Consider the following 23,612-nt stretch of genomic DNA (forward strand, 5'->3'; position numbering starts at 1 on the left):
TGCCGCTCTCGAGCCGGTCAGAACTTCACAGTGGGGGCGACATCGAGCTGCGCGCGTGCTTGCTCGCCGACATCGAAGAACTCCCGCGGGGTGAAACCCATCTGCGGCGCGAAGAACACGGCCGGAAAAGCCTGGATCGCAGCGTTGAACTCGCCGACGGCGTTATTGAAGAAGCGCCGCGCCGCCGCGAGCTTGTCCTCGACATTGCTGAGTTCGCTCTGGAGCTGCTGGAAATTGGCGCTTGCCTTGAGGTCGGGATAGGCCTCGGAAAGAGCGAGCAGGCGGCCCAGCGCGCCGGATAGCTGCTGTTCCGCGGCTGCCTGCGCTTGCGGGCCTTGGGCCGACAGGGCCGCGTTGCGTGCCTTGACGACCGCGTCGAAGGTCTCGCGCTCATGCGAGGCGTAACCCTTTACGGTCTCGACAAGGTTCGGGATCAGATCGTGGCGCTGCTTCAGCTGGACGTCGATATCGGCGAAGGCCTGGTTGACCCGCTGCCGCATCGCAACGAGCCCGTTATAGGTCATGACAAGATAGATGGCAGCGGCCGCAAGGAGCCCGAGAACGATCCAGCCCATGAATTTCTCCTCAGCGCCGGACAGCGCGGCGCGCAAGGTGGCATGAAGAGCAACTCTGGGGAAGCGGGGCCGGGCGCCGAGTTGTAAGGACCTAGGGAGCGCCGACGTCCCGTTTTGTTTCCTCCACATGCCACCATCCGGGCCGCCCGTCGCGATAGCTGTGGGAGGTCGGCATCAGCTCCGCCGAGAGCGGCTTGTCGAAACAGCCGAGGAGCAGCGCCATGACGGGATCGTCATCGACTGCGCCGATGCTGCTTCCACAGGCCGGGCAGAAGGCCCGGCTCGAATAGTCCGACGAACGGAAGAGCGACGGTGCCCCGCCGGGGCCGGTCCAGGCGATTGCGTCCCTGGCGAACTCGACCCAGGCGACTGTCAGTGCTCCGGTATGGCGCTGGCATAGGGTGCAGGAGCAGGTGTGCGGCTTCTCGGCCGGGCCCTTGGCCTCGAAGCGGATCGAGCCGCAAAGGCATCCGCCGGTATAGTGCGTCGGCCTGGCCGTTCGCCGGTCGTCATGATTCACTGCCCCAACTCCCGCGGTGTCCTCACCGCCGGTTCGCCCTATCCCGTCGCCGCGTGGACTGGAACCCCCATCGGTCATCGGAGTATGTCCAACGCGATTGCCGAGTGCTGCGGAGCGATGAATGACTGGATGTGACATGGCCGAAATCACGATCCGCCTCGCCGTGCCGCAGGACGCCGGCCGCCTTCCGGAGGTCGAGCGTTCCGCCGGCCAGATTTTCCGAACCGTACCAGACCTGGCCTGGATCGCGGACGATGCCGTGATGTCGGCCGAGCCCCATCTCGTCAGCATCGTCGCTGGCACGAGTTGGGTTGCTCTTGACGTGACAGGCGAGGTCGTCGGCTTCCTCAGTGCCGAGCGGATCGACACCGAATTGCATGTCTGGGAGCTGGCGGTCCGTGCAGACCGCCAGGGCAGGGGCATCGGCACTCACCTGGTTGGCGCAGCCATCGGCCATGCCAGGGCAAGTGGGCTGCGGGCCCTCACACTCACCACCTTCCGGGCTCTTGCCTGGAATGAACGCTTCTATGTCCGGCTCGGCTTCGTGACGCTCGAGGACGGCGCGATCGAGGGAAGGCTCCGCGCGGTCCTGGAGCGCGAAGAGATACACGGGCTTCCCATCGCGCGCCGCTGCGCCATGCGCTTCGACCTGATTGCGAGCAGCTGACGGGCAAAACTCTTGCCGTGCGTCGCTTGATCGACTACATCCGCCTCGTCCGAAGGGCCGTGATCGATCACAGCCGGGGGCGGCCTTTGAGGCTGGCTCCCGTTTGGTGTTGGAAGCGAGCTCGTCGGATACGGATCATGTTCGACGGCTCAGCGCCGCCAGCCTCCCTGCGAGGCAGCCTCCATGAGGCGCCGTCGGAGACGGTCCGGACCGCAGCACCAACCCAAACGGCGCTTGCCGGCTATCGCGGGATACGCGACCGGCGTCAGGAGAATGCATGTCAGCCGTAGAAAGCTATCACGCGGGTCGCGAGGACTTCGCCGCCCTGCTCGAGGAATCCTTCGCCCGTAACGACGCGCTTGAAGGTTCCGTTATCAAGGGCATCGTCGTCGCCATCGAGAAAGATATGGCGATCATCGATGTCGGCCTGAAGACTGAAGGCCGCGTCGCCCTCAAGGAATTCACCGGCCCCGGCCGCGACCAGGACATCAAGGTCGGCGACGAGGTCGAGGTCTATCTCGACCGGGTCGAGAACGCCCTCGGCGAAGCCGTGATCTCGCGCGACAAGGCTCGCCGCGAAGAAAGCTGGGTCAAGCTCGAGAAGGCCTATGAGGCTCGCGAGAAGGTCACCGGCATGATCTTCAACACGGTCAAGGGTGGCTACACCGTTGACCTCGACGGCGCCGTCGCCTTCCTGCCGCGTTCGCAGGTCGACATCCGTCCGATCCGCGACGTCGGCCCGCTGATGGGCCAGCCGCAGCCGTTCGAGATCCTCAAGATGGATCGTCGTCGCGGCAACATCGTCGTTTCGCGCCGCACGGTTCTCGAAGAGACCCGCGCCGAGGCCCGTTCCGAGCTGGTCGCCAGCCTCGAAGAGGGTCAGGTCATCGACGGCGTCGTCAAGAACATCACCGAATACGGTGCGTTCGTTGACCTCGGCGGCATCGACGGCCTGCTGCACGTGACCGACATGGCCTGGCGCCGCGTCAACCATCCGTCCGAGGTCGTAACCATCGGTCAGACGGTCAAGGTCAAGATCATCAAGATCAACCAGGAGACGCACCGCATCTCGCTTGGCATCAAGCAGCTGCTGGCCGATCCGTGGGATGGCATCGCCGCCCGTTATCCGGTCGGTGCGCGCCTCAAGGGCCGCGTCACCAACATCACGGACTACGGCGCGTTCGTCGAAGTGGAGCCGGGCATCGAAGGCCTCATCCACGTCTCCGAGATGTCGTGGACCAAGAAGAACGTCCACCCCGGCAAGATCGTCTCGACCTCGCAGGAAGTCGACGTCGCGATCCTCGAGGTCGATCAGGTCAAGCGCCGCATCTCGCTCGGTCTCAAGCAGACCCTGCGCAATCCGTGGGAGGTCTTCGCCGAGACCCACCCGTCGGGTTCGGTGGTCGAGGGCGAGGTCAAGAACAAGACCGAGTTCGGTCTCTTCCTGGGTCTCGAAGGCGACATCGACGGCATGATCCATCTCTCCGATCTCGACTGGAACCGTCCGGGCGAGCAGGTCATCGAAGAATACAAGAAGGGCGATATGCTTCAGGCTGTCGTTCTCGATGTGGACGTCGAGAAGGAGCGCATCTCGCTCGGCCTGAAGCAGCTTGGCGGCGATCCCTTCGTGGATGCCGGCGAGTTCAAGAAGGGCCAGGTCGTCACCTGTGAGGTGATCGAGGTCAAGGAAGCCGGTCTCGACGTCAAGATCACCGGCACCGACATGACCACCTTCATCAAGCGCGCCGAAATCGCACGCGAGCGCTCCGAGCAGCGCCCCGAGCGCTTCGCGGCTGGCGAGAAGGTCGATGCCCGCGTCATCCTGTTCGACAAGAAGGCTCGCAAGATCCAGGTGTCGATCAAGGCGCTGGAAATGGCCGAAGAGAAGGAAGCGATCGCTCAGTTCGGCTCGTCCGACTCCGGCGCCTCGCTTGGCGACATCCTCGGCGCGGCCCTCAAGAAGGCCAGCACCGAGAAGAAGTGATCTTCGGGCCGCGTCTCGCGGCCTGACACATCCATCAGCCCGCGCGGAGAAATCCGCGCGGGCTTTTGTTTCGGCGAAAGGAAGCGGCATGAACGACATCGCGATCGGCATCGATTTCGGCACCACCAACAGCGTGGTCGCCCTGGCACGGCCGGATGGTTCGGTCTCGACCCGCAGCTTTGCGACGAAGCAGGGCGCCGTCGACGCCTACCGCTCGGCGCTGATGTTCTGGCGTGAGGGCCGGCCGCCGCAGGCCCGTGTCGTGCATGTCAGCGGACCTGATGCGCTCGACATGGCGCTGGGCATGACGACCGAGCATCGCTTTCTGCAATCGCTGAAGACGCATCTGTCCAGCCGCGCCTTCCAGGAGACGCGCCTGTTTGGAAAGCTGTATCGGCTCGAGGACCTGATCGGCGTCTTCCTCGCCGATCTCAGTGCCGGGCTCGACGATCTCTCGGAGACGCCACTGATCTCGGGCCGCCCGGTCGTCTTCGCCGGCGAGCGCCCGGACGAGGAACTGGCCGTGAAGCGCCTCTCGGCCTCCTATGCGAAGGCTGGCATGCCCAAGGTCGATTTCGCCTATGAACCGCTCGGCGCGGCCTACTGGTATGCGCGCGACCTGAAGACGCCCCAGACCATGCTGGTCGCCGATTTCGGCGGCGGCACGAGCGACTTCTCCGTGATGCGCTTCGAGCCTGGCGGGGCAGGGCGGCTGGAAGCGATCCCGCTCTCGCATGCCGGTGTCGGCGTCGCCGGTGACACCTTTGACTATCGCATCATCGAACACGCCGTTTCGCCGCGGCTCGGCAAGGGCTCGCAGTATCGTTCCTTCGAGAAGCTGCTGCCGATTCCCGCCCATTACCACGCGGCCTTCGCGCAGTGGCACAGGCTCTCGCTGATGAAGAGCCGCGAGACCATGGCCGAGCTCAAGGCGCTGATCCGCGACGCGGTCGAGCCCGGCAAGCTCGAGGATCTGCTGACCGTGATCGAATACGATCTTGGCTATGAACTCTATCGCGCCGTCTCGGCGGCCAAGGTTGCGCTGTCGTCGCAGGACGAGACCGTGCTGAACTTCCGCCAGATGGATGTCAGCATCGAGGGGACGATCCGCCGGACGGATTTCGAAAGCTGGATCGCCGAGGACGTCGCGTCGATCGAGGCGGCGCTCGATCGCGCCCTCGTCGAAGCCAAGGTCGAATCCGGTGCGATCGAGGCCGTCTTCATGACCGGCGGAACATCGCATGTCCCGGCCGTGCGCGCCCTGTTCGATCGTCGCTTCGGCTCGGAACGTGTTCACATCGGTGACGCCTTCCGGTCTGTCGCGAGCGGCCTTGCGCTATTGGCGCTCGATCGGCAAAGAGCGACGCTCGACGCCTGAGGCCGAGCGTCGCCTTGCCCCGTCGCTGCGGCGAGGCTACATCACGGGCCCAGCCAGCGTCCGTGACCACAGGAGCGTTTACCCCATGTCGTCCGATGCAGACCTGCTCGCCGACCGCCGCAACCTGCGGCGTAAGCTGACGCTCTGGCGCCTGCTCGCCGTTCTTGGCGTCATCGCGGCGGCTGTCGTCGCGGGGCTGGCCTGGAGCGGCAACGCGCCCGGTTCGACCTCCCGCGCGCATATTGCGCGGGTCACCATTTCGGGTTTCATCTCAGGGGACAGGCGCACGCTCGATCTCATCAAGTCGCTCGAGGACAGTCGGGCGTCCGCCGTCGTGGTTCGGATCGACAGTCCCGGCGGCACCACCAGCGGTTCCGAGGCCTTGCACATCGCGCTGCGCAGTCTGGCGGCCAAGAAGCCGATGGTGGCGGTCGTTGACGGGCTCGCCGCCTCGGGCGGCTATATCGCGGCCATGGGCGCGGACCGCATCGTGGCGCGCCAGACCTCGCTCGTCGGCTCGATCGGCGTGCTCTTCCAGATTCCCAATGTCGGCCGCCTGCTCGACACCGTCGGGGTCAAGGTCGAGGAGATCAAATCGAGCCCGCTGAAGGCGGCGCCGAACGGCTTTGAGCCGACCTCGCCTGAGGCGCGCGCCGCGCTGCAACGTGTGGTCGAGGATAATTACGATTGGTTCAAGCGCCTCGTCGGGGACCGCCGCAAGCTCGGAGAGACCGAGATTGCCGTCGTATCGGACGGCCGCGTCTATTCCGGCCGGCAGGCCGTCGGCCTTAAGCTGGTCGACGAGATCGGCGGCGAGCCGGAGGCGATCGCCTGGCTCGAGCGCGAGAAGAATGTCGCGAAGGATTTGCCGGTGCGTGACTGGCGCCGCCGCAACGAGGCCTCCGCCTTTGGTCTGTGGAGCGCTGGCGAGGCGATGGCCCGCGCAGCCGGTCTGGAATCGCTGGCCGTGATCCTTGCGCGGGCTGCCGATCAGCCGGTTGGCCTGCGGCTTGACGCGCCCTTGGCGCTCTGGCAGCCTGTCGCCGAAAAGTGATGTTGATACAATCGGTTATATTGGACACATGATAAAATCTGAACTCGTTCAACGCATCGCCGAGCGCAACACTCACCTCTACCAGCGCGATATCGAGAACATCGTCACGGCTATCCTCGACGAGGTCGTCAAGGCGCTGGGGCGTGGTGACCGTGTCGAACTGCGCGGCTTTGGTGCATTCTCCCGCAAGGCCCGCGCCGCAAGGGTCGGCCGCAACCCTCGCACCGGCGATGCGGTCGAGGTCGAAGAGAAGTTCGTGCCGGTCTTCAAGACCGGCAAGGAGCTTCGCCAGAGGCTGAACGGCAAGCACTGACATCCAGCCGGATGTCAGGCTCGCTCGTGCGGCACGCGAGGAAAAATCCATGAAAGCTTTCTTCAAGGCGCTGATCCTCGTGCCGGTCGCCTTGGCGATCGTCCTCTTCTCGATCGCGAACCGGGGCCCGGTGCGGGTCTCGCTCGATCCGTTCAGCCGCGACGCGCCGACGCTGGCCTTCGATCTTCCGCTCTTCGCCGTGGTTCTGGCCGCGATTGCTGCGGGGGTCCTGATCGGCGGCCTCGCCTCATGGATCGCGCAGGGCAAGCATCGCAAGGCGGCGCGACGCAATCGTCGCGAGGCCGAGGCTCTGCGCAGCGAGGCGCAGTCATTGCGGGCCGCTGTGCCCGATTCCGCCCTGCCGGCTCTGACCAGCCGCAACAACTGATTGACGAAAGACAGATGCGCGTTATCCCCGCGGCGGAGATCGACCGCCTTCTCACTTTCCCCGCCTTGATCGATGCGCTGGATGGAGCCTTTCGCGGCGACATCGTCACGCCTGTGCGCCATCACCACGAGATCGAACGGCCGGCCGATCATGCCACGCTTCTGCTGATGCCGGCCTGGACCGGGCCGACCGCGCCGGAGGCTTTCCTCGGCACCAAGGTCGTCACGGTCTATCCGTCGAACGGCTCGCTGAGCCTGCCGAGCGTGATGGGCACATACTTGCTCATGAACGGTTCGACGGGCGCGCCGCTCGCCGCGCTTGATGGCGCGCGCCTCACGGCCTGGCGGACGGCCGCGGCCTCCGCGCTCGCCGCACGCAAGCTCGGGCATCCCCATGGCAAGCGCATGCTGATGGTCGGCTCGGGCGCGCTGGCGCCTTTCCTGATCAAGGCGCACGGTGCCGTGCGCGATTTCGAGGATATCGCCATCTGGGGCCGCCGGCGCGAGGGAAGCGAGGCGGTGGTGGAAGCCCTGGCCGCGGAGGGTATTACCGTGCGCGTCAGCGACGACCTCGAGGGCGACGCACGGCAGGCCGACCTGATTTCCTGCGCGACTCTGTCGCGAGAGCCCATTGTCATGGGCCGCTGGCTGAAGCGCGACGCCCATCTCGACCTCGTGGGCGCCTTCAATCTGTCGATGCGCGAGGCCGATGACGAGGCTCTGCACCGTGCGCGCGTCTTCATCGACACTGAAGCCGCCCTGGTGGAGGGCGGGGATGTGGCGGTCGCGATCAAGGCCGGTGCTTATGAGGCGGACAAGGTCGCCGGCACGCTGGCTCAACTGTGCCGCGGCGAAGTCGCCGGGGCCAATGAGGACGGCGAGATCACGCTGTTCAAGTCGGTCGGTACCGCGATCGAGGATCTCGCCGCGGCCATGCTGGTCTGGCACCTCGCCAATCCTAGCTGAATCCCGTCAGACACGGACGGGCACGCCCCCGATTGCACCTAGCAGCCAAAGCACCAGAACGACCATCAGAACGACGCCGACGACACCGCCGAGGCCGGCATTGCCGTAGCTGCGATGGCCATAATACCCGCCGCCGCCGAGCAGCAGGATGACCAGCAGAACGATAACGAGTGTAGACATGACGCGCCCCTCTCCCTGTCGCATCGCGCTGCCGCGATGCGACAGGATGCGACAGGGAAACGTCTGGGGTGTACCGAGAGTTCCCCAGGAGTGCCGCTTACTCCACCTTGACGCCGACCTCGCGGATCAACTCGCCCCACTTCTTCATTTCCGCCTGCAGAAAGGCGCCGAGCTCTGCCGATGTGTTGCCGACGGGTTCGGCCGCCAGAAGGTCCATCTTGGCCCGAAGCGCTGGATCGGCGAGCCCGGCCTTGGTGTCGGCATGGATCTTGTCGATGACGGCCTGCGGGGTCTTTGCCGGAGCGAAGAGCGCGAACCAGGAGGAGACATCGAAGCCCGGAACGACGTCGGCAATCGGCGCGAATTCCGGAGCGGTCGCCGAGCGCCTCGCCGTGGTGATGCCGAGGCCGCGGATCGACCCCGAGCGGACATGGGGCAGCGCCTGGGTGATGTTGTCGAAGATCAGGTCGACCCGCCCGCCGATCAGGTCCTGCGTTGCCTGCGCGGTTCCGCGATAGGGCACGTGGACCATCTTGGTGCCGGTCAGCTTCTGGAACAATTCGCCGGAGAGATGGACCGAGGTCCCGACGCCGGATGAGGCATAGGTCAACTTGCCGGGATTGGCCTTGGCATAGGCGACGAGCTCAGCCGTGTCCTTGACCGGGAGATCCTTGTTGACGACCAGCAGGTTCGGCACCAGCGCAACCATGGTGATGGGGGCAAGATCCTTGGCCGGGTCGTAGTTCAGCTTGGCGTAGAGATACTGGTTCGTCGCCATGCCGACGGAGACGATCAGGAAGGTGTCGCCATTGGGCTCCGCCTTGGCGACGACATCGGTGCCGATATTGCCACCGGCACCGGGCCGGTTCTCGACGACGATGTTTGTGCCCCATGCCTGGCCGAGCTTGTCGGCGACGAGGCGCCCAAGCACGTCCGTCGCTCCCGCTGGCGGGAAGGGCACGACGAGTTTCAGCGTCCGGCCCTGCGGCCAGGAGCCCTGCGCAAAGCTCGCCGTGCCGGGCAAGGCCAGGCTTGCACCAAGCCCTCCAAGCAGCGCGCGGCGGTTGATCGTGGTGTCCGTCATCAGCGTTATCTCCTCCCATGGGCGCGCGATCTTCTTCTGGGCGAAGGCGCCCGATCGCTGCGTAGCCAAGGCTGCAACCCTGCGTAGGCGTTGTCCATGCCTGATACGTGTGACGTTTCTCGTGCTTGACCTGATCTCCAAAACCCGGCGTTCTCGGGCGATGCAGAGCACGAATCGCCCGCTCCTGGCCCTGTCCGCCTTGCTCCTGGCCGCGCTGACGGCACCGGTCGTGCATGCGCAGTCGACTGCGGAGGAGGAAGCGAAGCGCCGGACGGCCAATATCGCGGCCTTTCCCGAGGCGGCGCGTGCCCTGTTCGGGCAGAAGACGACGCCGGCCAGCATGCAGGCCCGTGCCATCGGCTCCTATGCGAGGGGGTGTCTTGCCGGTGCGACGACGATGCCGGTCGACGGCGAAAGCTGGCAGGTGATGCGGCTGGCCCGGAACCGCAATTGGGGCCATCCTGCGCTGATTTCCTATCTGGAGACGCTTGCCCGCAACGTCCCCAGGATCAACGGCTGGCCCGGCCTGCTGGTTGGCGACATCTCCCAGCCGCGCGGCGGCCCGATGCTGACCGGCCATGCTTCGCACCAGATCGGCCTCGATGCCGATGTCTGGCTCACGCCGATGCCGAAGCAGCGCCTCGACAGTGACGCGCGCGAGAATATGTCGGCGGTGAACATGGCGCGAGCCGACTGGCGCGATGTCGACCCGAAGAACTGGACGCCCGCCCATACCAGGCTGATCAAGTCCGTGGCTGCCGAAGCGCGTGTCGAGCGCATCTTCGTCAATCCCGCGCTCAAGGTTGCATTGTGCCGCGAGGCTGGTGCGGATCGCTCATGGCTCGAGAAGGTCAGGCCGATGTGGGGCCATAACTACCATTTCCATATCCGGCTGAGCTGTCCGGCGGGAATGGAGGGGTGCTCCGGCCAGGAGCCGCCGAATTTTGGCGACGGCTGCGGCGCGGAACTGACCGGCTGGGTCGAGCGGCAATACAAGGCGATCTTCAATCCGCCCAAGCCGCGCCCGGGACCGAAGCCCAAACCGAAGCCGCCGATGTCCGTCGATGCATTGCCGGCGGAATGTCGGCAGGTGCTGGTCTCGCGCTGACGCTGCCCTCAGTAGCGCCGGCCGCCGCCGGTTTGCGCCCGGCCGTAAGCGAAGGGGTCGTTGCCTGGCGAGATCTGCGGCTGTGCCTGCTCCTCGCCCTGCATGTCCATGACGCCATTGCCCTCATCATCGCCTACGATCAGTTCTTCGGCCGGCGGGACGGAGCCCGGCAGCCTCAGCGGGCCTTGCGCCGCGCTCGGTGGTGTCTCCGGTCGGTAGCGCGGCGGGTTGAGCGGCTGCTCGTCGAGATAGCGCCGCTGTGCATCGAGGCTCTGGCCGCCTTGATGGTTTGCGACCGGATAGCCGCCGTTGACCGCGCCGGGGGGGCGCAAGCCGTCGCTGGGCTGCCGTAGCATGCTGCCTGAGGCGCCTGCCACCATGGGTGGGAGGTTGTCGCGCATGGACTTCTGCGCGGTCGAATAGGTGCGTGCCGGGTCCGGCGGCGGCAGGTTGTAGTTCGGGGTGTATTTGATCACCGGCTTGCAGATCTGCCGGCCCTTGGCGTGGCGCGCCAGATCGATGTGGAAGTGATCGTAGTGGAACATGTCCGCACCCGGCCCGAGCACGGTCGAAAACTGCTGGCAAGCGCCGACGAAAACCTCGCGCAGGAAGGCCTGCTCTTCAGGCGAGCCGTGCCAGCCGTCCTTGACGGTGATGTTGCGCCCGTCATTCAGCCGGAAGGAGAACACGTCGACGGCATTGCCGAAGGCATGCTCGGATGTGCGGCTGGTGCCGGTGCCGTTGTTCATCGCCCGGCAGGAATAGGAGCCTGCCCTGAGCTCGATCACCTGCGCGCCGAGTACGTTCTGCGCCGCTGGTTGCACCACTTCGGCCAGCCACTTGTCGGTGGTGGCGACGATGGGGCAACCGAGCGTGGCATTGCTGGTGAGGTGAACCGAGCCACCCGAGAAGGCGGAGACACGGAGCGGCCTGGTCATGCCGCAGGTGCCCGGCCCGTCGATCGGCTTCTCGCGCAGGCTGACATAGGACGAGAGCGGGACCTGACGGGAGGCCATGCAGGCGGCTTCCGCCTGGTCGCGCCAGGCGGCACGCTGTGCTTTCTGGAACTTGCCGCAGCCGGCAAGTCCAGTGGCGCCGATGACGCCGAGCGCGAAGAGGGCGAGATGAACGCGTCGCATGACCGATCAAATGCGACCCGGTTGGTGAACGGTTTCTCAACCCAGTGAGCCCCGTACGCCACAGGCGGATTAACTTTGGAGCGGCGGTTAACGAGTGGTTAGCGGGCCAGTCCGGCCTGACCTAAGGCGATCCGGCGCATCGACGTCATGCGCCAAGGGGGATGTCCGGCGGTATCGCAGCGCGCTGAAATCATGCCAGCATCTGCTCTCAGCATCGGCCCCTAAAAGTGGAATGCAGTTTTTGGGAAAGCCGATGCAACGCAGAAGACATCGGCCCCTAAACGTGGAACGCGGTTTTCGGGAAAGCCGATGCAGACACAGGTGGTTGGATCATCGATCCGACGATCCAACCAAAGCCAGCCCTTCGAGGATCTCGCATGCTGTCCGTTCGCGCCATTGCCCATCAGGTTTCCAGCGGCGCCGTGAGCGCGTCGGCCGCGCTGGCCGATTGCGCCACCCGCATCGCTGCCAAGGAGCCCGACATTCGCGCCTTCGCCAGTCGGCCCGAACGGCTGGAGCCCGGCTCCGGCCCGCTCGCGGGGGTCGCATGCGGCGTCAAGGACATCATCGACACCGCCGATCTGCCGACCGGCATGGGCTCCCCGATCTATGATGGCTGGCAACCGCGCGCCGACGCGCCGATCGTGATGGCGCTCAAGGCCGCCGGGGCGACAATCGCGGGCAAGACCCACACCACCGCCTTTGCCTTCCTCGATCCGGCGCCGACGCGCAATCCGCATGATCTTACCGCGAGCCCGGGAGGGTCGTCGGCAGGTTCGGCGGCGGCGGTCGCAGCCGGTATGATCCCCTTGGCGATCGGTACGCAGACCGGGGGCTCGGTCATTCGGCCCTCGTCCTATTGCGGTGTCGCAGGCATCAAGCCGTCCTATGCGTTGCTGCCGACCGTCGGCATCAAGCCCTTCTCCTGGTCGCTCGATACCGCCGGGCTGATGGCAGCGAGCGCCGACGATCTGGGTTTTGCACTCGCTGCCCTGACGGGCCGGCCTGAGCTGGACGCTGACATGGCGAGGCTGGAGGGCTCGCGGATCGGCGTGACGCGCCAGCCCTTTGCCGGGGAGCCGGAGGCGGGTTCCGAAGCCGCGCTGGCCGCGGCTCTCGCTCTTGTCGCGAAGGCGGGAGCGACCGTGGTCGAGCTCGCGACGCCGCGGGCCCTGGTTGAAGCCTTCCACGCCCATGGCCCGCTGCAGGATTTCGAGGCCGCGCAGGCGCTCTCCTGGGAGTATCGCAACCATCGCGGCGTGATCCCGCCCAAGCTCTCGGCCTATCTCGATGCGGCGGGAGCCGTTTCGCCGACGCAGTATGACGACGCGCGTGCGCTATCGCGCCGCGGGCGTGATGCCTGCCGTGACCTCTTCGCCGGGGTCGACGTCGTCGTGAGCTATGCCGCGCCAGGCGAAGCGCCGGATACGCTGGGCTCGACCGGCGATTCCCGCTTCAACCGATTGTGGACTTTGCTCGGCACGCCATGCCTGACGATTCCAGTGACGACGGGGCCTCGCGGATTGCCGGTGGGGGTTCAGATCATCGGTCGTTTCGGAGCGGATGAGCGCGTCATCGCTGTGGCGAAGGCTTTGGAAAGACTTGTCGTCTCAAGGAGATGATCTTCTTTGTCCACAAATCAAATCAATGATTTAATGAAGTGTTAGGGATACAATAGGCTCTGCCACGCCGCCGTCATGAGGCAGCCCCCTTGCGGCCATCGTCAGTTCTGCTAGCTTCGGTGACAGGTCAATGACAAAGGAGGATGCGATGAGCCTCACGCTGAGTCTCGACCGGTTGGCGATGGGCGCGGCCTTTGTGTTCATGATCGCCATCGTGTTGGGGGCGTTCTGACTGCCGTCAGTCTTAAGTCGAATGGACCGCAAGAGCGTTTGAAAAAAGACGCCGCCGAACACGGGTTCGGCGGCGTTTTTCTTATGCCGGAATGGGTCGATCAGCTTTCCGGGCAGGGATTCTCCGTGATCTGCCAGGACATCATGTTGATGACCCGGCCGCATTCGGCGAGCCGCCGCCCCTGCGTCGTCTTGATGCAGGCGGTCAGCCCTTCCGCAATCTTCCGTCCGTCGCTCCAGCAGAAGCAGAGCGGCTCGGGCGCCTGCGCGAGCCGCGGTGGATCGAGGGCGACAGCCGGTTCACCCGCTCTCGGTGCAGTGAACGGGGCAAGTGTGAGCAGCGTGGCAAGGGCGAGGCAGCGCAGCGCGTGCGGTGCTTTCTGGCGCGGCCTCCGTGACATCCGGATCATGGCACACTCCTTCGCCGGCCCGCGCACGGGCGATTGGGCGAATGAGCCAGTTTAGCACGGCTCCGGGCCCCGCATGAAACATTGATTATTATTTTGGCTCACGCGCTTGGCCGCCCCGACCTTGCGCAAGGGCAGGGCGCGCGCCATATTTCGCGGCAGCGGGCCCAACGGGGGCTCCGGGAGGAACCATGTCACTGATTTCACTTGCTCGGCGTGGCCGGGTCGTCGCCGTGGTCGCTGGTGCGCTTTTGCTCGTTCCCGTGCTGGCCGAGGCTCGTCCTGGTGGCGGCAAGGGTTTCGGCAGCCGCGGCACGCGTACCAATTCGGCTCCGGCCCCGACGAATACAGCGCCGACGGGCGCACAGCCTTTCCAGCGTAGCGCTGCTCCGACGCCGTCTCCGTCGATGGCGGGTCCGGCCGCTGGCGCGGCGGGTGCTGCCGCACAGGCGGCGCGTCCGTCCATGGCACGTAACCTGATGATGGGCGTCGGCGCCGGCCTGCTCGGCGCTGGCCTGTTCGGCATGCTTTCGGGCTCGGGCTTCTTCAGCGGCCTGGCTTCGCTGGCCGGCATCTTCGGCTTCCTGTTGCAGATCGCGCTGATCGGCGGCCTGATCTTCCTCGCGATGCGCTTCTTCCGGCGCCGGTCCGAGCCGCAGCTCGCCACCGCTGGCGGACCGATGTCGCGTGAGGCCGCCCAGCCTCAGCCGAATCCGCGCATGTCTGCGATGGGCGGCCTCGGTGGCGGCGCGCCGCGCGCGGCGTCCAAGCCGGTCGAGATCACGCTCGCGGGCGAGGATTTCAGCAGCTTCGAGCGGCTGCTCGGCGAAGTGAACACGGCCTATTCGAACGAGAACCAGCAGGTTCTCCGCGAGAAGCTGACGCCCGAAATGGCCGGCTATTTCGCTGATGACATTGCCGAGAACGCCGCCAAGGGGCTGGTTGATCGGGTCTCCAACGTCAAGCTGCTGCAGGGCGATCTCTCGGAAGCCTGGCGGGAGGACGATTTCGAGTTCGCAACCGTTGCGATGCGCTTCAGCCTGATCAACGCGCTGACCGAGCGCGCCACCGGTCGCATCGTCGAGGGCAATGCGACCGTCCCGCAGGAGGTCACGGAACACTGGACCTTCGTGCGCTCGCGCGGCGGTGACTGGAAGCTCTCGGGCATCCAGCAGGCTGCCTGACGCGACAGGCATCGTAGCAAGGATCGACGGCCGGGAGCTTCCCCGGCCGTTTTCGTTTCGGCGCTGTGCGGGCCGGTCTTGTCGCCTTGTTCGAGCATCCACCCGGGGACGAAGGCAGAGTGGTTTCGCGTGATGCGGTGATGCTCTATAGCCGCTGCGTCACCATCCTCGACTGGTCAGGAGCTTCCCCTCATGAGCGACATGCGTCTCGTCGTTGTCGGCGCCGCCGGGCGCATGGGGCGAATGCTGATCAAGGCGATCACCGAGGCCGAGGGCTGCACCGTTTCGGCCGCGATCGAGCGTTCGGGCTCCGCTGCGCTGGGGCAGGATGCCGGCATTCTGGCGGGCTTGCCTGCACTGGGGGTGCCGGTGACCGACGATGCGCTGCCGGCCTTCGTTGAAGCTGAGGGCGTGCTGGATTTCACGGCGCCTGAGGCCACGGTCGCTTTTGCGGCCCTCGCCGCGCAGGCCCGCATCGTCCACGTCGTCGGGACCACGGGTATGGAGCCGGTCCATCTCGCCAAGCTCGAGGCGGCTGCGCGCCATGCTGCGATCATCCGCTCCGGCAATATGAGCTTGGGCGTGAACCTGCTGGCAGCCCTGGTCCGCAAGGTTTCTGCCACGCTGGGTACGGACTGGGATATCGAGATCGTCGAGATGCATCACCGGATGAAGGTCGATGCGCCATCGGGCACGGCGGTGCTGCTCGGCGAGGCCGCGGCACAGGGGCGGGATGTCTCTCTCGCTGAGACCCGCGTCGCCTCGCGCGATGGCCATACCGGCGTCCGCCCTCCCGGCGCGATCGGGTTTGCGGCGTTGCGCGGCGGCACCGTCGTTGGCGATCACAAGATCATCTTCGCTGGTGCGGGCGAGCGGCTGGAACTGGCGCATGTCGCCGAGGACCGTGGCCTGTTTGCGCAAGGCGCGGTCAAGGCGGCGCTCTGGGGCAGGGGGCGTAAGCCCGGCCTCTACTCGATGGCTGACGTCCTCGGCCTCGATACCCTGTGACGGCGCGCCCGTGACCAGGCTTGCCGTCGCTCCCGGCGTATTTCATTGGCCGGGCTATCTTTCACCCCAGATGCAGTCGGCGCTGCTGGCCGAACTGCGCGAGGTTGCCCGGCAGGCGCCATTCTTCTCACCGCGGATGCCGAAGACCGGCAAGCCGTTCTCCGTGCGAATGACCAATTGCGGCTCGCTGGGATGGGTGTCGGATCTGGCCGGCTATCGTTACCAGGCCCAGCATCCCGAGACCGGCGCGCCCTGGCCGCCGATGCCGGCCGTGTTGCTCGATGCCTGGCGTGCGCTTGCCTGTTACCCGCACCCTCCTGAGGCCTGCCTGGTCAATTTCTACGAGGCGAGCGCGAAGATGGGCCTGCACCAGGATCGTGACGAGCGGGAGTTCGACGCGCCGGTGCTGTCGCTGTCGCTCGGCGACACGGCGGTCTTCAGGATCGGCGGCACGGAACGCGGCAGCAAGACCGTCTCGCTGAAACTTGCCTCGGGCGATGCATTGCTTTTCGGTGGCGAGGCGCGCCTTGCCTATCACGGGATCGACAGGATACTGGCGGGCTCGTCAGCCCTGCTGCTGCAGGGGGGGCGGATCAATCTGACCTTGCGGCGCGTGACGAAGCCAGGAGGGTGATCGGGGTGAGGCTGATCAGGCAGAACCTGAGCCAGGCAGATTCGGAAACGACCAGCCGAGCAGGATCGAGCCGGCGCGCAAGCCAAATCCGGCTGCTATGCCCCCGAGCATTACCAGGAGCGGGCTGACGCCGAGACCGGACAGGAACGCCGTCATGGTTGCCCCAGTCGCCGCCGCCGTAACGTAGAAATCCCGGCTCCATAGCACCATTGGCCTGTCGCCGGCGAGGATGTCGCGCAGGATGCCGCCGAAGGAGGCGGTCACCGCTCCCAGCGCCACCGCCGAGAGGACCGGGACGCCGGCCATCAGCGCCTTCTGCGTGCCGACGACCGCGAAAAGCGCAAGCCCCGCGGCATCGGCCCAGACGAGCATGCGCTTGCCCATCCAGCCATCAAGCGTGCCGGGACGAAAATAGGCCGTTGCCCAGGCCGCAAGCGCGACGATCGTGCAGACGATCACGTCCGACGGCGCCTGCACCCAGCCGACGCCGCGGTCGAGCACGAGATCGCGCAAGGTGCCGCCGCCGACGCCAGTGACGGTCGCAAGCAGGATGAACCCGAACGGATCCATCCCCTTGCGGACCGCGACCAGCGCTCCCGTCAATGCGAAGACGGCAACGCCGGCAACCTCCAGCACGGTTCAGTGGCCTGTATTGGTGTCGCCGCCGGCCTCGGCCGAAGGCGCCTTCGGAGCGCCGGCGGAGACGCCCACCAAGGCCGGCCGCAACACGCGCTCGCCGATCTTGTAGCCGGTCTGCACGACCTTCGAGACAAGGCCCTTGGCGATGCCGGCGTCGGGCGCCTCGAACATTGCCTGGTGCAGATGTGGGTCGAACTTCTCGCCATGGGGGTCGATGCGGCGCACGCCATGGCGTTCCAGGGTCTTCAGCAGTTCGCGTTCGGTGAGCTCGACACCTTCGACCAACGCCTTCAGGGCCGCTTCGCCCTCGGTGCGAGCGGTCTCCGGCAGGCTCTCAAGCGCGCGGCGCAGATTGTCGGCCGAACCGAGCAGGTCTCGCGCAAAGCTCGTCACCGCATAGGCCTTGGCGTCGGCAATCTCTCGCTCGGTGCGCCGACGCAGGTTCTCCATGTCGGCCAGGGTGCGCAGCAGCTTGTCCTTGAGGTCGTTGCGCTCGGCTTCGACCTGCCCGAGCTGGGCTTCGAGCCCGGACTCGAGCGGGGCCGGCTCGTTTGCCTCTTGGGCGGCCATCTGGGCGGCCATGTCCGGCTTCGGTTCGTCGGTCGCAGGGTTCCGCGTCATCGCCTCATCCAATTCAAATCATGGGGCTGGTCGTCACTCGGGAGCGCGACAGCGTTCGAGGCCGATATCGGCCTTGTGGTCCGCGAAATCAAGCACGGGCGGGCACGCGCGTCTTTCCGCCCTGCGCCTTCTCGTGGTCAAAAGCGAAAACCTCCAGCAATGCCTTGCGGATGCTGAGCTGCCGCGCCGTGCCGGTGATCTTGGCGTTGGTCAGGTCGGTCACGTAGAAAACGTCGACGGCCTTCTCGCCGAACGTGGCGATATGGGCCGAGGCAATATTGAGGTTGAGCTTTCCGATCGCGGTGGTGAGATCGTAGAGCAGGCCCGGGCGGTCGAGGCCGGAAACCTCCAGGACAGTGTGCCGGGTCGAGAGCACGTTGTCGATGATCACCTCCGGCGCGACCTGGAAAGTGGCGCCACGCGGCGGCGGCGCGCGGCGCTGCGCCACCAGATCGGCGATCTTGATCTCGCCCTTCAGCGCCCGTTCGATCGCGGCGGCGATGCGGCCGGCCCGGCGTAGCTCGTCGTCATCGCGCTCGAACGCGCGCGAGATGAAGATGGTATCGAGCACGAGGCCGTCGGTAGTCGTGAAGATCTGGGCGTCGACGATGTTGCCGCCGGCCGCGGCGCAGGCGCCGGTGACGATGGCGAGCAGGCGCGGATGGTCGGGCGCCAGAATGGTCAGCTCCGTGATGCCGCGGAACTGGTCTGTCTCGACCAGGGTTGCCGTGGTGCGCCCTTCAGCCTCGGCCCCGCGCAGGAAGCGCGCCTGCTTCTCCTGACGCGGCAGGTCGACCTTGATCCAGTAGGGCGGGTAATGGCGCGCGAGATAGGCCTCGCGTTCCTCCTCGTCCCAGTCGGCCAGCGCCGCCCTCAGCGCATCCTGTTTCTGTTCGACGCGCGCGCGGCGCTCGATGCCGGAATGACCGCCGGCCAGCACGATTTCGGTCTCATAGTAGAGCGTGCGCAGGAGTTGGCCCTTCCAGCCGTTCCAGACGCCGGGCCCGACCGCCTTGATATCGGCAACCGTCAGGATGAGGAGGAGCTTCAGCCTTTCGAGGGTCTGCACGGTGGCCGCGAAGCTCTCGATCGTCTTGGGGTCGCCGAGGTCGCGGCTCTGGGCGACGGTCGACATGTCGAGATGGTGCTGGACCAGCCAGGCGACCGTCTCGGTCTGCGCCTCGCTGAGCCCGAAGCGTGGGCAAAGCTTGCGCGCGATCCGGCTGCCGGCTTCCGAATGATCTTCCGGCTTGCCCTTGGCGATATCGTGCAGAAACAGCGCGACATAGAGCGCCCGGCGGTTGGTGATGGTCGGGAAGATCGAGTTCGAGAGCGGATGCTCCGCCTCGAGCGCACCGGCCTCGATTTCGGAGAGAACGCCGATCGACCGGATCAGATGCTCGTCGACGGTGTAGTGGTGATACATGTTGAACTGCATCATCGCGACGACGCGCCCGAATTCGGGCACGAAGCGGCCGAGCAGCCCCGACTCGTTCATGCGGCGCAGCACCGCCTCCGGCGCGCGCCGCGACGTCAGGATATCGAGAAAGATCCGGTTCGCTTCGCGGTCGTTGCGCAAATGCGGCGTGACCAGTTTGAGGGATTGCGTCACCAGGCGGCTTGCATCGGGATGAATGGCGACGTCGTTTCGGCTGGCGATCTCATAGAGCCTGAGCAGGTTGATCGGGTCGCGCTTGAAGGCGTCGCCGTCGACGACGTTGAGCCGCTGGCTCTTCAGCGTGAAGTCGGGATGGCCGAGCGCACGCACCTGCCGCCGCTTGGTGAAGGTGCCGAGCAGGCTAGACAGGCTCGCCCGCGGCTTCTGCTGGCGCGCCTCGAGGGCGGCGCAGACGATCGCGGTCAGGTCGCCGACATCCTTCGCCACCAGGAAATAGGCCTTCATGAAGCGCTCGACCGGGGCCTGGCCGCTGCGGCCGGCATAGCCGATCGCCGTCGCTACCTGCCGCTGCAGGTCGAAGGAAAGGCGCTCCTCTGCCCGGCCTGTGATGAAATGCATCCAGCAGCGCACCCGCCAGAGGAACTCCTCCGAGCGCTGGAACATCAGCAGTTCCTTGCGGTCGAACAGCCCGGCGGTGACCAGTTCATCGGCGTCATGGACGCGGTAGGCGTATTTGGCGATCCAGAACAATGTGTTGAGGTCGCGCAGGCCGCCCTTGCCGTCCTTGACGTTGGGCTCGACGAGATAGCGCGATGATCCCGCGCGGCGCACGCGTGCTTCGCGTTCGGCAAGCTTGGCTTCGGTGAAGGCGGGCGCCGAGCCTTCGACCACCTCGGCGTCGAAGCGGTGCACCATCTCGTCGAAGAGCGCCCGGTCGCCGGTGAGGAAGCGGGCCTCGAGCAAGGCGGTGCGGATCGTCATGTCGGCGCGCGCTTCGCGGATGCAGTCGTCGACCGAGCGCACGGAATGGCCGACCTTCAGCTTCAGGTCCCAGAGGGGATAGAGCATCGCTTCGACCACGCTCTCGCCCCAGGCCGTCTGCTTGTGCGGGAACAGGAAGAGCAGGTCGACATCCGATCCTGGCGCCAGTGTACCGCGGCCATAGCCGCCGACGGCGACGACCGCGATCCGCTCGGAGGAGGACGGGTTTACGGCGGGGTAGAAGTGCTCGCTCGCCGCCACATGCAGGCAGCCGACGATGCCGTCCATCATCGCCGACAGGCGCTGGGCACAGGCGAGGCCATTGCGCTCCTCGCTCAGGATTTCCTTGGCGGAGGCGTGACCTTCCTCGAGTGTATGGCGCAGGCAGGCGACCAGTTCCTGCCGCAGATCGGCGGCCGATGCCTTGCGCATCTTGCCCGCCAGCCGGGCAACGGCGGCGGCAGGGTTCGCCAGCACCTCCGCGAGGGCAAAGTAAGGGGTATCGGCGCTGATCGACACGGACGGCATGACCTTCGGATATCGCGCAGGACGGCTTCGAACCAAGCCGCTCGTAACATGGTGACGGGATTCCCAGAAACCAGAAATTACACGCAACAGAACGTGTATTATATCATTTAACAGTCTATCTGAGTTTGTTTGACAAACAGAACGATCGGACCTAGAAAGAGGACACGCGCCGATTTGAGCCACCAGCTTGCGGGCGCGAAACAAGTGCAGCTAAAGCGTGGGGTAGGATAGGCTCGACCTCTCCCGATCCCTTCGCGTCACCGAAATGGGGATCGACAATGAACGTCATCAAGGCAGTCAGCCGCCGTCTTGTACTCGCCGGGCTTGCCATGGCCGGTGCAGGTCTGGGCGCTCTCAGCGCCAATGCCCAGGCGCCGAAGGAAATCCGCATCGATTACGCCACCTACAACCCCGTCAGCCTGGTGCTGAAGGAGCGTGGCACGCTGGAGAAGGCACTCGCTTCCGAGGGCATCACGGTGCGCTGGGTGCAATCCGCCGGATCGAACAAGGCGCTCGAATTCCTCAATGCCGGCTCGATCGATTTCGGTTCGACGGCCGGCGCTGCCGCCTTGATCGGCAAGATCAATGGCAACCCGATCAAGTCGATCTATGTCTATTCGCGGCCTGAATGGACGGCGCTGGTTACCGGGGCCAAGAGCGAGATCACGAGGGTTGCCGATCTCAAGGGCAAGCGCGTCGCCGTCACCCGCGGCACCGATCCGCATATCTTCCTGGTACGGGCACTCGCTGAGGCCAAGCTGACCGAGAAGGACGTCAAGCTCGTGCTGCTTCAGCATGCCGATGGCCGCCTCGCGCTTGAGCGCGGCGATGTCGACGCCTGGGCCGGGCTCGACCCCCTGATGGCTGCAGCCGAGGTCGAGAGCGGTGCAAAGCTGTTCCACCGGAAGGCCGAGGACAACACCTGGGGCATCCTGAATGTCCGCGAGGCCTTCGCCAACGAGCATCCGGCGCTGGTCCGCAAGGTGCTGGCCGCCTACGAGGAGGCCCGTGCCTATGCGTTGGCCAACCCGGCCGAGCTGAAGAAGGTGCTCGTCGACTATACCAAGCTCTCCGACGCGGTCATCGAGCGCCAGCTTACCCGCACCGAACTGACCCATTCCGCGATCGGGCAGGCCCAGGCCGACACCATCCTTGCTGCTGGTCTCGCACTCAAGGAGGCGGGCGTCCTGCCGGCGACGACCGACGTCAAGGCGGTGGTCGACAGCCTGCTCGACCGTCGCTTCGCTGCCGCCAATAACTGAGCCCGGACGAGCAGACACAAGCCGGAACGATGAGCACGCTGGGACTCGATACGGTTGCCGAGGGTAGGGGGCGTCCGGATGTCTTCCGGAAACCCCGCGGCCTCGGTTTGGCCGGCCTGCTGCTGCCGCTTCTTCTGGCTGCTCTCTGGGAGTTCCTGGTCGGTGCCGGCTTGGCCAATGGTCGTCTGATGCCGCCGCCGAGCGTGGTCGGCAAGACGCTCTGGCAACTCGCCGTCTCGGGCGAACTCCTGACCCATGCGTCGGCCACGCTCTGGCGTGTTGCCGCCGGCTTCGGGCTGGGAGCGGCTGTCGGCACGCTGCTCGGCGCGCTGACGGGGGCCCTGCCTCTGGCGCGCAGCGTGCTCGATCCGACCTTGCAGGCTCTGCGAGCGATTCCCTCGATTGCCTGGGTGCCGCTCTTCATCCTCTGGTTCGGCATCTTCGAAGCGTCGAAAATCGCGCTGATTGCCGTTGGCGTGTTCTTCCCCGTCTATCTCGGCGTGGCGGCGGCGATCCTCTCGATCGATCGCAAGATCATCGAGGTTGGGCGCGTCTTCCGGCTCGGCCGCTTCGCCATGGTGCGGCGGGTGCTGCTGCCGGCGATCCTGCCCGCCTGGTTCACCGCGCTGCGCTCGGGCCTCGGCCTTGGTTTCATGTTCGTGGTTGCGGCCGAGATCATGGGAGCGAGCGAGGGCCTTGGTTATCTGCTTGTGGACGGCCAGCAGCTTGGCCGTCCCGACACCATCATCGCGGCCATCATCGCCTTCGCCGTGCTCGGCAAACTGGCGGATGGCCTGCTTCTCGCCATCACGCGGCCTTTCCTCGCCTGGCAGGATCTGGGTCGCGACAAGCTCTGAAAGGCATCCTCGATGCTGAGCTTCGACAGCCTCTCCAAAACCTATGCCGACGGCACACAAGCACTGTCTGCTGTCACCACCACCGTGGCCGCCGGCGAGATCCTCGCGCTTGTCGGCGGCTCCGGTTGCGGCAAGACCACCTTACTGCGGCTCGTCGCCGGGCTGGACCAACCAAGCGCCGGCCGCGTCAGCCTCGACGGCGAGGCGATCCTGGCGCCACGCGCCGATGTCGGCGTGATCTTTCAGGAGCCGCGCCTCTTCCCCTGGCTCAGTGTCTCCGAGAATGTCTCCTTCGGCCTGTCGCATCTGACGCCCTTCGCACGCGAGGGACTGGTCGCGAATGCGCTCGTGCGTGTCGGGCTCGCCGGCTACGAGAAGCGCTGGCCGCGCGAACTGTCCGGCGGGCAGCAGCAGCGCGTCGCCATCGCGCGCGCCCTGGTGACACGGCCAAAGCTGCTTTTGATGGACGAGCCCTTCTCGGCGCTCGACGCCACGACGCGGGCAAGCCTGCACGGCCATCTGCTGGCGCTCTGGGAGGAGAGCCGGCCGACCGTCGTCATGGTCACCCATGATGTCGAGGAGGCGGTGACATTGGCAGATCGCATCATCGTCATGCAGCCGAACCCCGGCCGCATCTTCGATGAATTCGACAATCCTCTCGCCCGTCCGCGCGACAGGCTCTCTCCAGCCTTCGAGGCGAGCAAGCGCGAGGTCCTGCGCACTCTCGATCGCTCCCTCGCGAACGGAGAGCCGCATCAGCACAAGGCCGCCGAGACCGCAGGCATGTGGTGGTGAGGCGCGAGACGCCCATGCCGGGTTGGGGCTGGCCCCGCGTCGGCGACAGGCTTATCACGGCGGCACATCGCCGCTCGTCTGAAGAAGGT

At 65.9% G+C, this 23,612-nt stretch carries 23 protein-coding genes and 1 pseudogene; 15 read left to right on the forward strand and 9 right to left on the reverse strand.

Going from position 1 to position 23,612, the window contains the following annotated elements; all coding sequences use genetic code 11:
- Positions 1-17 precede the first annotated feature (17 nt).
- On the reverse strand, positions 18-575 hold the full coding sequence (locus tag AC1DGP_RS24445; RefSeq protein ID WP_069882216.1) for a LemA family protein: 558 nt from the start codon (positions 573-575) through the stop codon (positions 18-20).
- A gap of 91 nt (positions 576-666) precedes the next feature.
- Positions 667-1,095 (reverse strand): GFA family protein, encoded by a 429-nt coding sequence (locus AC1DGP_RS24450; RefSeq protein WP_441507294.1) that lies wholly within the window; start codon positions 1,093-1,095, stop codon positions 667-669.
- Between the two features lie 136 nt (positions 1,096-1,231).
- On the opposite strand from AC1DGP_RS24450, the gene AC1DGP_RS24455 reads away from it, so the two are divergent.
- From AC1DGP_RS24455 to lhpI, 7 genes and pseudogenes are all read left to right on the forward strand, one after another.
- The gene (locus AC1DGP_RS24455; protein ID WP_441507293.1) at positions 1,232-1,762 is read left to right on the forward strand and encodes a GNAT family N-acetyltransferase; all 531 of its coding nucleotides are present in this window, start codon (positions 1,232-1,234) and stop codon (positions 1,760-1,762) included.
- Positions 1,763-2,033: 271 nt separating this feature from the next.
- Positions 2,034-3,746 (forward strand): annotated as a pseudogene (gene rpsA / locus AC1DGP_RS24460) (30S ribosomal protein S1); the annotation flags it as partial.
- An 88-nt stretch (positions 3,747-3,834) separates the two neighbouring features.
- Positions 3,835-5,124, forward strand: a complete 1,290-nt coding sequence (locus tag AC1DGP_RS24465) for an Hsp70 family protein (protein ID WP_441507292.1) — start codon at positions 3,835-3,837, stop codon at positions 5,122-5,124.
- Positions 5,125-5,209: 85 nt separating this feature from the next.
- Complete coding sequence (gene sppA / locus AC1DGP_RS24470; protein WP_441507291.1) at positions 5,210-6,178, forward strand: signal peptide peptidase SppA; 969 nt, start codon at positions 5,210-5,212, stop codon at positions 6,176-6,178.
- A 28-nt stretch (positions 6,179-6,206) separates the two neighbouring features.
- A complete protein-coding gene (gene ihfB, locus AC1DGP_RS24475) occupies positions 6,207-6,491 on the forward strand; it encodes an integration host factor subunit beta (RefSeq protein WP_043231503.1) in 285 nt (94 codons plus the stop codon).
- 49 nt (positions 6,492-6,540) lie between these two features.
- Positions 6,541-6,879, forward strand: coding sequence for a LapA family protein (locus AC1DGP_RS24480; RefSeq protein ID WP_441490233.1), 339 nt, complete (start codon positions 6,541-6,543; stop codon positions 6,877-6,879).
- A gap of 14 nt (positions 6,880-6,893) precedes the next feature.
- Positions 6,894-7,844 (forward strand): bifunctional Delta(1)-pyrroline-2-carboxylate/Delta(1)-piperideine-2-carboxylate reductase, encoded by a 951-nt coding sequence (lhpI, locus tag AC1DGP_RS24485; RefSeq protein WP_441490232.1) that lies wholly within the window; start codon positions 6,894-6,896, stop codon positions 7,842-7,844.
- 6 nt (positions 7,845-7,850) lie between these two features.
- Here lhpI and AC1DGP_RS24490 read toward each other — a convergent pair whose 3' ends face one another.
- Together AC1DGP_RS24490 and AC1DGP_RS24495 are read right to left on the reverse strand one after the other, a co-directional pair.
- The gene (locus AC1DGP_RS24490; RefSeq protein ID WP_441507290.1) at positions 7,851-8,024 is read right to left on the reverse strand and encodes a DUF3309 family protein; all 174 of its coding nucleotides are present in this window, start codon (positions 8,022-8,024) and stop codon (positions 7,851-7,853) included.
- Positions 8,025-8,121: 97 nt separating this feature from the next.
- Positions 8,122-9,108 (reverse strand): Bug family tripartite tricarboxylate transporter substrate binding protein, encoded by a 987-nt coding sequence (locus AC1DGP_RS24495; RefSeq protein WP_441507289.1) that lies wholly within the window; start codon positions 9,106-9,108, stop codon positions 8,122-8,124.
- A gap of 160 nt (positions 9,109-9,268) precedes the next feature.
- On the opposite strand from AC1DGP_RS24495, the gene mepA reads away from it, so the two are divergent.
- On the forward strand, positions 9,269-10,216 hold the full coding sequence (gene mepA, locus AC1DGP_RS24500; RefSeq protein WP_441507288.1) for a penicillin-insensitive murein endopeptidase: 948 nt from the start codon (positions 9,269-9,271) through the stop codon (positions 10,214-10,216).
- A gap of 8 nt (positions 10,217-10,224) precedes the next feature.
- Here mepA and AC1DGP_RS24505 read toward each other — a convergent pair whose 3' ends face one another.
- Complete coding sequence (locus AC1DGP_RS24505; RefSeq protein WP_441507287.1) at positions 10,225-11,355, reverse strand: extensin-like domain-containing protein; 1,131 nt, start codon at positions 11,353-11,355, stop codon at positions 10,225-10,227.
- Positions 11,356-11,732: 377 nt separating this feature from the next.
- Between AC1DGP_RS24505 and AC1DGP_RS24510 the strand changes: the two genes are divergently transcribed.
- Positions 11,733-12,977 (forward strand): amidase, encoded by a 1,245-nt coding sequence (locus tag AC1DGP_RS24510; RefSeq protein WP_441507286.1) that lies wholly within the window; start codon positions 11,733-11,735, stop codon positions 12,975-12,977.
- Between the two features lie 332 nt (positions 12,978-13,309).
- Here the strand turns inward: AC1DGP_RS24510 and AC1DGP_RS24515 are convergent, their stop codons facing one another.
- Positions 13,310-13,618, reverse strand: a complete 309-nt coding sequence (locus AC1DGP_RS24515; RefSeq protein WP_441507285.1) for a hypothetical protein — start codon at positions 13,616-13,618, stop codon at positions 13,310-13,312.
- Between the two features lie 188 nt (positions 13,619-13,806).
- On the opposite strand from AC1DGP_RS24515, the gene AC1DGP_RS24520 reads away from it, so the two are divergent.
- From AC1DGP_RS24520 to AC1DGP_RS24530, 3 genes are all read left to right on the forward strand, one after another.
- A complete protein-coding gene (locus tag AC1DGP_RS24520) occupies positions 13,807-14,799 on the forward strand; it encodes a Tim44 domain-containing protein (protein WP_441507284.1) in 993 nt (330 codons plus the stop codon).
- A gap of 201 nt (positions 14,800-15,000) precedes the next feature.
- Positions 15,001-15,807: a 4-hydroxy-tetrahydrodipicolinate reductase gene (gene dapB / locus AC1DGP_RS24525; protein ID WP_441507304.1), complete on the forward strand. Its 807-nt coding sequence runs from the start codon at positions 15,001-15,003 to the stop codon at positions 15,805-15,807.
- A gap of 10 nt (positions 15,808-15,817) precedes the next feature.
- Positions 15,818-16,441: an alpha-ketoglutarate-dependent dioxygenase AlkB family protein gene (locus AC1DGP_RS24530; protein ID WP_476832629.1), complete on the forward strand. Its 624-nt coding sequence runs from the start codon at positions 15,818-15,820 to the stop codon at positions 16,439-16,441.
- A 15-nt stretch (positions 16,442-16,456) separates the two neighbouring features.
- On the opposite strand, the gene AC1DGP_RS24535 is transcribed toward AC1DGP_RS24530, so the two are convergent.
- The 3 genes from AC1DGP_RS24535 to AC1DGP_RS24545 all read right to left on the reverse strand — a co-directional run bounded on the left by AC1DGP_RS24535 (position 16,457) and on the right by AC1DGP_RS24545 (position 20,609).
- The gene (locus AC1DGP_RS24535) at positions 16,457-17,077 is read right to left on the reverse strand and encodes a trimeric intracellular cation channel family protein (RefSeq protein ID WP_441490223.1); all 621 of its coding nucleotides are present in this window, start codon (positions 17,075-17,077) and stop codon (positions 16,457-16,459) included.
- Positions 17,078-17,080: 3 nt separating this feature from the next.
- Positions 17,081-17,701 carry a nucleotide exchange factor GrpE gene (grpE, locus tag AC1DGP_RS24540; protein ID WP_441490222.1) on the reverse strand — a complete coding sequence of 207 codons (621 nt, stop codon included), beginning with the start codon at positions 17,699-17,701 and terminating at the stop codon, positions 17,081-17,083.
- 88 nt (positions 17,702-17,789) lie between these two features.
- On the reverse strand, positions 17,790-20,609 hold the full coding sequence (locus tag AC1DGP_RS24545) for a [protein-PII] uridylyltransferase (protein WP_441507303.1): 2,820 nt from the start codon (positions 20,607-20,609) through the stop codon (positions 17,790-17,792).
- A gap of 287 nt (positions 20,610-20,896) precedes the next feature.
- On the opposite strand from AC1DGP_RS24545, the gene AC1DGP_RS24550 reads away from it, so the two are divergent.
- The 3 genes from AC1DGP_RS24550 to AC1DGP_RS24560 are packed head-to-tail and all read left to right on the forward strand — an operon-like array spanning position 20,897 to position 23,523.
- Positions 20,897-21,871 carry an aliphatic sulfonate ABC transporter substrate-binding protein gene (locus AC1DGP_RS24550; protein ID WP_441507302.1) on the forward strand — a complete coding sequence of 325 codons (975 nt, stop codon included), beginning with the start codon at positions 20,897-20,899 and terminating at the stop codon, positions 21,869-21,871.
- Positions 21,872-21,900: 29 nt separating this feature from the next.
- Complete coding sequence (locus AC1DGP_RS24555; protein WP_441490220.1) at positions 21,901-22,728, forward strand: ABC transporter permease; 828 nt, start codon at positions 21,901-21,903, stop codon at positions 22,726-22,728.
- A 12-nt stretch (positions 22,729-22,740) separates the two neighbouring features.
- Positions 22,741-23,523, forward strand: coding sequence for an ABC transporter ATP-binding protein (locus AC1DGP_RS24560; protein ID WP_441507282.1), 783 nt, complete (start codon positions 22,741-22,743; stop codon positions 23,521-23,523).
- Positions 23,524-23,612: the final 89 nt, after the last annotated feature.

The organism is Allobosea sp. 05T433, from assembly GCF_056396065.1.